Consider the following 6,664-nt stretch of genomic DNA (forward strand, 5'->3'; position numbering starts at 1 on the left):
ACGACGAGCAGCGCGATCCGGGGCCGGGCCGGGAGCACTGAGGCCGGCAGGTGGCGCGTCGCGAGGACCGCGCAGTTGACGACGAGCAGCGCGACGGTGGCCGTGGCGCGCGCCCCCGTGAGCCCGGACGGGACGACCAGCGCCGCCACCAGGATGAGCACAGCGGTGGTCGCGTAGCGCACGCTCGGGTTGTCGATCTGGGCGGCGCTCGCCCCCCGCCGCTCGACTGGCGGGGCGGCGGGGGTCGGCACGCGCTGACGATAGCTGCCGGAAAGAGAAGGCATGTCGGCTCTCGCGTCACACGCGGGCGAGCTCGGGCCGGGCGGTCCGGCTCTCGGCGGCCGCGCGGATGACGATCGTCCCGATCCGGGTGGCGACCTCCGCGAAGGCCATCAGCAGCAGGGCGGTGACCCAGGCCTGGTCTGAGGTGATGTCGTGGGCCGCGCTGAATCGGGCGAGCGTGGCTCCGCCCCCGTGGCTGGCCCAGACCTGGAAGACGAGCCGACCGCCCATGCCGACGAGCCAGAGGACGACCGCGGCCGCGCCGGCCTGGGCGAGCGGGTGGCTGCCGTCGTGTCGCACCCGGGTGGCCAGGCCGCCGGTGACGCCCAGGACGGTGCCGACGAGCGCGAACAGCGCGATGAGGACGAGGTCGTTTCCGGCGGTGGGGACGGAGTGCAGGTACCTGTGCGCGCTCCAGCTGACGATGCCGAGCGGCACCAGCACGAACCGAAGGTCGACCCGGGCCTCCCGGACCTGCCGGAGGACAACCAGGATGAGCACGATGTCGAGGATCCAGTCTGTCGTCGTCATGGATCCAGCATCGTGATCTAGGAAGTCGGTCGCCTCGGCCCACGGGTGGAGACCGGGTGGAGATCGCCGCCGGCAGCGGGCCTCCACCTGCTTGGGCACGCCTCGGACCGATCAAGCCGAGGCCATCCGGCGCCGGGCCCCTCGGAGCGACCAGCCAGGGGCGCGCCGCGGTGCCTCCACGTGCCGCGCCTGTGCGTCATCTCACGTGAACGTGAGGGATGAAAAGCAGCAGGGTGCCGAGTTACTACTTGTATGATGCAAGCATACAGTCCTCGATCCGAGGGGTTCGCGGCGTGCGGTGGCGCGCTGGAGAGCCCGATTGGGGCCTCGTTCGAGCTCCTGCGCTGACAGGCGGATGACGATGCGCGAGAAGGATTTATCGATCATGGATACCATCCGGCCCGCGACCGGCCAGGAGTCGGCGGACTGGCGGGACCAGCAGGTCGCCCAGCTCGCGCAGGAGCTCACGCGGATGCAGCGGACGTTCGGCCGCGCCCGTCACCAGTACCTCGCCACCGCCCGTCACGACGTGGAGCGGGCCGCGCAGGCCCTGATCTCGAGCCTGGCCGCCGGCGGCCCGATGCGGCTGGGTTCCCTCGCCGCCGCGGTGCAGTCAGACCCTTCGACGGTGAGCCGGCAGGTCGCCGGCCTGGTGCGCGACGGCTACGTGGAGCGGCGCGCGGACCCCGACGACGGCCGGGCCGTCGTGCTGGCGGTCACCGAGGCCGGCGGGCAGGTCTACCGGGAGCACCTCCGCAACCGTGACGCGCAATACGCCGCGATGCTCTCCGGCTGGAGCAGCGAGGACATCGTCACCTTCGCCGCCCTGCTGAGCCGCTTCGACAACGAATTCGAGCAACACCAGGCCAACGTGGCCCAGCGGGCCGACGCGCCCGGCGCCCCGTCGACGCGCTCCGGCCGGTAGCCGGCCTGCGTCGCCCACTTCTTCACGCCACCACCGCAAACACCTGGATGGCAGATGTCTACGCGATCAGCCAAGCAAACCCGGCGCGGGACCGACCGCGCCCATGACAATGCCTCGGCGCACGCCGGAGCCGGTGCCGCCGTCCCCACCGGCCCGCTCACCCATCGCCAGACCTTGGAGATCATGGTCGCGCTGCTGCTCGGCCTGTTCCTCGCCTCGCTCGACCAGACGGTCGTCACCACCGCGATCCGCAGCATCGGCGACGACCTGCACGGCCTGTCGGTGCAGGCATGGGTCACGACCGCCTTCCTGATCACGTCCACGATCTCGACGCCGCTCTACGGCAAGCTGTCCGACATCTACGGGCGCAAGCCGCTGTTCATGATCTCAATTTCGATCTTCATTGTCGGCTCCGCCCTGTGCGGGCTGGCGTCGAGCATGTACATGCTGGCCGGGTTCCGCGCCCTGCAGGGCCTCGGTGCCGGCGGCCTGATCGCCCTCGCGATGGCGATCCTCGCGGACATCCTGTCGCCGCAGGAACGCCCCCGGTACATGGGCTACTTCATGATGACCTTCGCGACGTCGAGCGTGCTCGGCCCGGTCATCGGCGGTTTCTTCGCCGGCCAGGACACGATCGCCGGCCTGTCGGGCTGGCGGTGGATCTTCTGGGTGAACGTGCCGATCGGCATCCTCACCCTCGCCGTCGTCCAGCGGGTGCTGCACCTTCCCCGGCGGCAGCGCGGGGAGACCCGGATCGACACCTGGGGGACCGTCTCGATCATCCTCGCCGTCGTGCCGCTCCTGCTGGTCGCCGAGCGCGGCCGGGAGTGGGGCTGGTCCTCGCCGGTGGCGCTGATCTGCTACGTCGTCGGCGTGCTCGGGCTGGGTGCCTTCCTCGCCGCCGAGCGGCGGATGGGTGACGACGCGCTGATCCCGCTGCGGCTGTTCCGCATCCGAACCTTCTCCGTCGGTTCCGCCGTGTCCCTGATGGTGGGTCTCGGGATGTTCGGCGGACTGGCCTGCATCCCGCTCTACCTGCAGATCGTCAAGGGCGCGTCGCCGACCAAGGCCGGGCTGCTGATGATCCCGCTCATGATCGGACTGATGGGCGCCTCCATGATCGCGGGGCAGATCACCTCGCGGACAGGCCGTTACCGGATCTTCCCGGTCATCGGGTCGGTCGCCCTGGTCGTCGCCCTCGGGCTGCTGTCCTTCCTGCACGCCGACACGCCGCTGTGGCACACCGACCTGCTGATGCTGCTGTTCGGCGTCGGGGTCGGCCTGAACACCCAGACCCTGCAGGTCGCCATGCAGAACGCCGTCGACCCCCAGGACATCGGCGTGGCGACCTCGTCGGGCACCTTCTTCCGCCAGATGGGCGGCACGCTCGGGACCGCGGTGTTCCTGTCGATCCTGTTCGGCGCCGCGTCCGACCGGATCGGCTCCGCGTACACCGCCGCCGGCAGCGACCCGGCGTTCATCTCGGCCGCCACCGCCCATCCCGACCAGGTGGCGCAGGTCAGCTCCGGCGGCTCGCTGAACGACACCGCCTTCCTGCACGGGCTCGACAAGGCCATCGCCCACCCGTTCCTGACCGGCTTCTCGAACGCCCTCGACCTGGTGTTCATCGTCGCCGCCATCGTCATGGTGCTCGCCGTGCCGCTCGCACTGCTGCTGCGGGAGGTGCCGCTGCGCACGGTCTCCGGCCTGGAGGCAAACCGCGCCGAGGCGGCCCTGATCGAGGCGGCCCTGATCGAGGCGGCCCTGACCCAGGCGACCGAGGCCGAGAACGCGCTCATCGAGACCGTCCGCAAGGACGAGGTGGCGCGTGCCGCCCAGGCGGAACGGGCCGGCACCAGCATCACGAACTGAGCCGCACCGATCCCTGATCGCCGATCCCCGGCGCCGGAAACGGCACCGGGGATGATCAGCGTTCGCGAACGAGAATGCCCACGGGGTCGCCGGAGCCGGGGGCGTCGGAGCTGTACTGCATACTGCCGCCCACCCGCAGACGCAGCGTCACCTGGCCGCCGTGGGTGCAGACCGGCAGGCCGAGGAGGGTGGGTTCGGGGCCGCCGGTGGGAACGTCCTCCAGAGTCGTGCCATCGGCGGTGCTGATCAGCCGAAGGTCGGCGACGCAGCGGATCGGCTCGGTGCTCAGGCTCTCCAGCCCGTTCACGCTGACCTCCGAATGCGCGACGGTGTCGCCGACCCGCCCGTCGCGCAAGGTGATCACGACGGCCTCGGAAATGCCGCGGCCGGTGGTGATCGTGCCTCGCCAGGTACCGACGTAACTGGCCGGGACCGCGCCGGAACCGGCCTCGGGCGTGGAGGTTTCGGTCGTCGGCCCGGAACGGGCGGCGTCCGGACTGGAGCCCACGGTCGTGCTGCCGCCGCCCGCGGCGGTCGGAGTGGCGCGGGGGCGCGCGTCACCCCGGCGGTTCGCGGAACCGAGGAGATACAGCAGGACGACGAGCAGGACCACCAGGCCCACGCCGACCACCCCGACGCCCACGGCGAGCGGGGGGACCGGCAGCGTCCGGCGCGATCCGGGCTGCGGCTCCGACGGTGGAGGCGGGGCAGGTGCCGGCGAGGCCAGCTGCTGCGGAGGCGGACCGGTACCCGCCGGTTGGCCAGGGCCGGTCGGGGCACCGGTGGGGTGGGCGCCAGGGCCGCCTGGGTTCGGCGCCGCCACCGGCGCCTGGGTCGGCGCCGCGGTCGCCGGATCGTCCGTGCTCCATCCCTGCCCGGTACCAGCGACAAAGGCGGCGGCCGCCGGGGACGTCGGTGGCGGGGCGTCGAGATCCAGCAGCGTCACGGCACGCCGGCTGAGCGCCGTGACCAGTGCCGCGGGCAGCCAGCCGGGCGCGATCAGCGTCGCCGCGCCGTCGGTCGCGCCCAGGCTCGCCAGCACCGCCTGCGGCGTGGGCCGCTCGACGGGGGACTTGCGCAGGCAGGCCGTGACCAGTCCGCGTAACTCGGCGGGCACCCCGGTGAGATCCGGTTCCCGGGACATCACCGCGTACATCATCGCGGGCACGCTCGGTGCCTGAAACGGGCCCATACCGGTGACGGCGTGGGTCAGCACCGCGCCGAGGGCGAAGATGTCGCTGGCCGGCCCGACGTCGCCGGAACTGATCTGCTCCGGTGCCATGTACGCGGGGGAGCCCACGGCCGCGCCGGTGTTCGTCAGCGCAGTCGCGTCGACCGCGCGCGAGATGCCGAAGTCGATGACCTTCGGGCCGTCCAGGCTGAGTAGCACGTTGGACGGTTTGAGGTCGCGGTGGATGAGTCCCGCGCGGTGCACGTCGATCAGGGCCTCGGCGAGCCCCGCGCCGAGTGCCCGCACGCTCGCTGCGGGCAGCGGGCCGTGCCCGCGGATGGCGTCCTGCAGGGACGGGCCCGGGACGAACGCGGTGACCAGCCACGGGTCCGCGGCGTCCGGGTCGGCGTCGAGCACCGGCGCCGTCCACATCCCACCGACGCGGCGGGCCGCGTCGACCTCGCGCCGGAACCGTTCGCGGAACCGTGGATCGCCGGTCAGCTCGGAACGGATCACCTTGACGGCCACGGTCCGACCGCCGGCGCTGCGGCCGAGATACACCCGGCCCATGCCGCCGGCGCCGAGACGCCGCACCAGCCGGTAGCTACCGATCACTTCCGGATCGTGGGGACGCAGGGGCTCCACCGTCGCCGCCTCCCGATCTGGATTGATTTGTCCAGAGAATACGGGGCGGAGGTGGCACGAATCCTCCGGGCGGGGCCGGAGCGGCGCGAAAATGCGTTGCGGGACCGTCGCCGCGTGTCCTAACGTGATCGGTACATCCCGCCGGGGGGTTCCCGGCGGACGCGCTTGCGGAGGATGCCAATGCCTGCCCCGGGCCTCGTCCCGGGTCGCCGGTGAGGATTCGCGCCGTGGTCCCCTCGGTGCTGGTCGCGCATGCTCCGTTCTCCCGGTGACCCGTTGGACCTCGAGTTTTCCTCAGTCCACGTGACATCCCATCGGGATCATGGAGCAACCTGCGTTGAGCACGAACATCCCGTCCGCGTGGTACGCGGACTTCTTCACCTATCTTCCGAACGAGTTCTGGCGTCGCGTCGCCGCCCCGGAGTGGACCGCGGTTGACGTCGCGTTCGTCGAGGCCCGGCTCGAACTCGCGGCGGGCTCGCGGATCCTCGACGTCCCTTGCGGCAGCGGGCGGCACAGCCTCGCGTTGGCCGCGCATGGTCACCGGGTCACCGGCGTCGACCTGTCCGCGGAGGCGCTCGACCATGCGCGGCGCGCGGCGGCCGGTCAACAGGCCGCGGTGACGTTTGAGCACCGTGACATGCGTGATCTCACGCAACTGGGTGTCTTCGATGCCGCCGTGTGCCTCGGCAACAGCTTCTGCTACTTCGATCCGGTCGGCACGCGGGAGTTCGTCGCCGCCCTCGCCGCCGCCGTCCGCCCGGGCGGTGGGCTGGTGATCGATGTGGGTGGCGCCGCCGAGTCGGTGCTGCCCGGCTTCACCGGCGAGCCGCGAACCATGCGGACGGGCGACATCACCGTCGAGACGACGTTCGAGTACGACGCCACGGCCAGCCAGCTGATCAGCCATCACCAGTTCACCCAGGGATCGCGGATCCTGCACGCGAGCGCCGTGCACCACGTCTGGACCAGCGGCCAGCTCGGCGAACTGCTGACGGAGGCCGGGTTCGTCGACCTGAGCCGTTATGGCGACCCGGACGGCGCGCCGTTCGCCGTCGGCTCGGGTCGTCTGCTCCTGGCGGCGCGTCGGAAGTAACGACGAGCCCGCTGGGTGCCCGTCGGCGGAGGGAGCGCACCGGGTGAGTATCCGCGCTCGGCCGTGGGGGGGGGGGGGGGGGGGGGGGGGGGGGGGGGGGGGGGGGGGGGGGGGGGGGGGGGGGGGGGGGGGGGGGGCGGGG

Annotated in this window: 6 protein-coding genes; 3 read left to right on the top strand and 3 right to left on the bottom strand. The window is 72.0% G+C overall.

Features of this window, described 5'->3' with window-relative positions:
• Both MXD58_RS16880 and MXD58_RS16885 read right to left on the bottom strand, forming a co-directional pair.
• Window positions 1-251: hypothetical protein (locus MXD58_RS16880; RefSeq protein ID WP_250609528.1), on the bottom strand; the 251-nt coding region annotated here is incomplete at its 3' end.
• Window positions 252-297: 46 nt separating this feature from the next.
• A complete protein-coding gene (locus MXD58_RS16885) occupies window positions 298-813 on the bottom strand; it encodes a hypothetical protein (RefSeq protein ID WP_248837557.1) in 516 nt (171 codons plus the stop codon).
• A gap of 385 nt (window positions 814-1,198) precedes the next feature.
• On the opposite strand from MXD58_RS16885, the gene MXD58_RS16890 reads away from it, so the two are divergent.
• Together MXD58_RS16890 and MXD58_RS16895 are read left to right on the top strand one after the other, a co-directional pair.
• The gene (locus tag MXD58_RS16890) at window positions 1,199-1,738 is read left to right on the top strand and encodes a MarR family winged helix-turn-helix transcriptional regulator (protein ID WP_248837558.1); all 540 of its coding nucleotides are present in this window, start codon (window positions 1,199-1,201) and stop codon (window positions 1,736-1,738) included.
• A 54-nt stretch (window positions 1,739-1,792) separates the two neighbouring features.
• A complete protein-coding gene (locus MXD58_RS16895) occupies window positions 1,793-3,610 on the top strand; it encodes an MDR family MFS transporter (protein WP_248837559.1) in 1,818 nt (605 codons plus the stop codon).
• A gap of 55 nt (window positions 3,611-3,665) precedes the next feature.
• Here MXD58_RS16895 and MXD58_RS16900 read toward each other — a convergent pair whose 3' ends face one another.
• Window positions 3,666-5,426 carry a serine/threonine-protein kinase gene (locus MXD58_RS16900; protein ID WP_250609530.1) on the bottom strand — a complete coding sequence of 587 codons (1,761 nt, stop codon included), beginning with the start codon at window positions 5,424-5,426 and terminating at the stop codon, window positions 3,666-3,668.
• A 337-nt stretch (window positions 5,427-5,763) separates the two neighbouring features.
• Here MXD58_RS16900 and MXD58_RS16905 point away from each other — a divergent pair, with 337 nt between their 5' ends.
• A complete protein-coding gene (locus MXD58_RS16905; RefSeq protein ID WP_248837561.1) occupies window positions 5,764-6,522 on the top strand; it encodes an SAM-dependent methyltransferase in 759 nt (252 codons plus the stop codon).
• The last annotated feature ends 142 nt before the right edge of the window (window positions 6,523-6,664 follow it).

The sequence above is a fragment of the Frankia sp. AgKG'84/4 genome (assembly GCF_023242965.2).
Lineage (GTDB): Bacteria > Actinomycetota > Actinomycetes > Frankiales > Frankiaceae > Frankia.

Excerpts from the sequence above, each read along its gene's own strand:
- MXD58_RS16885 (WP_248837557.1), bottom strand. The coding sequence starts at position 813 with ATGACGACGACAGACTGGATCCTCGACATCGTGCTCATCCTGGTTGTC.
- MXD58_RS16895 (WP_248837559.1), top strand. The coding sequence starts at position 1,793 with ATGTCTACGCGATCAGCCAAGCAAACCCGGCGCGGGACCGACCGCGCC.
- MXD58_RS16890 (WP_248837558.1), top strand. The coding sequence starts at position 1,199 with ATGGATACCATCCGGCCCGCGACCGGCCAGGAGTCGGCGGACTGGCGG.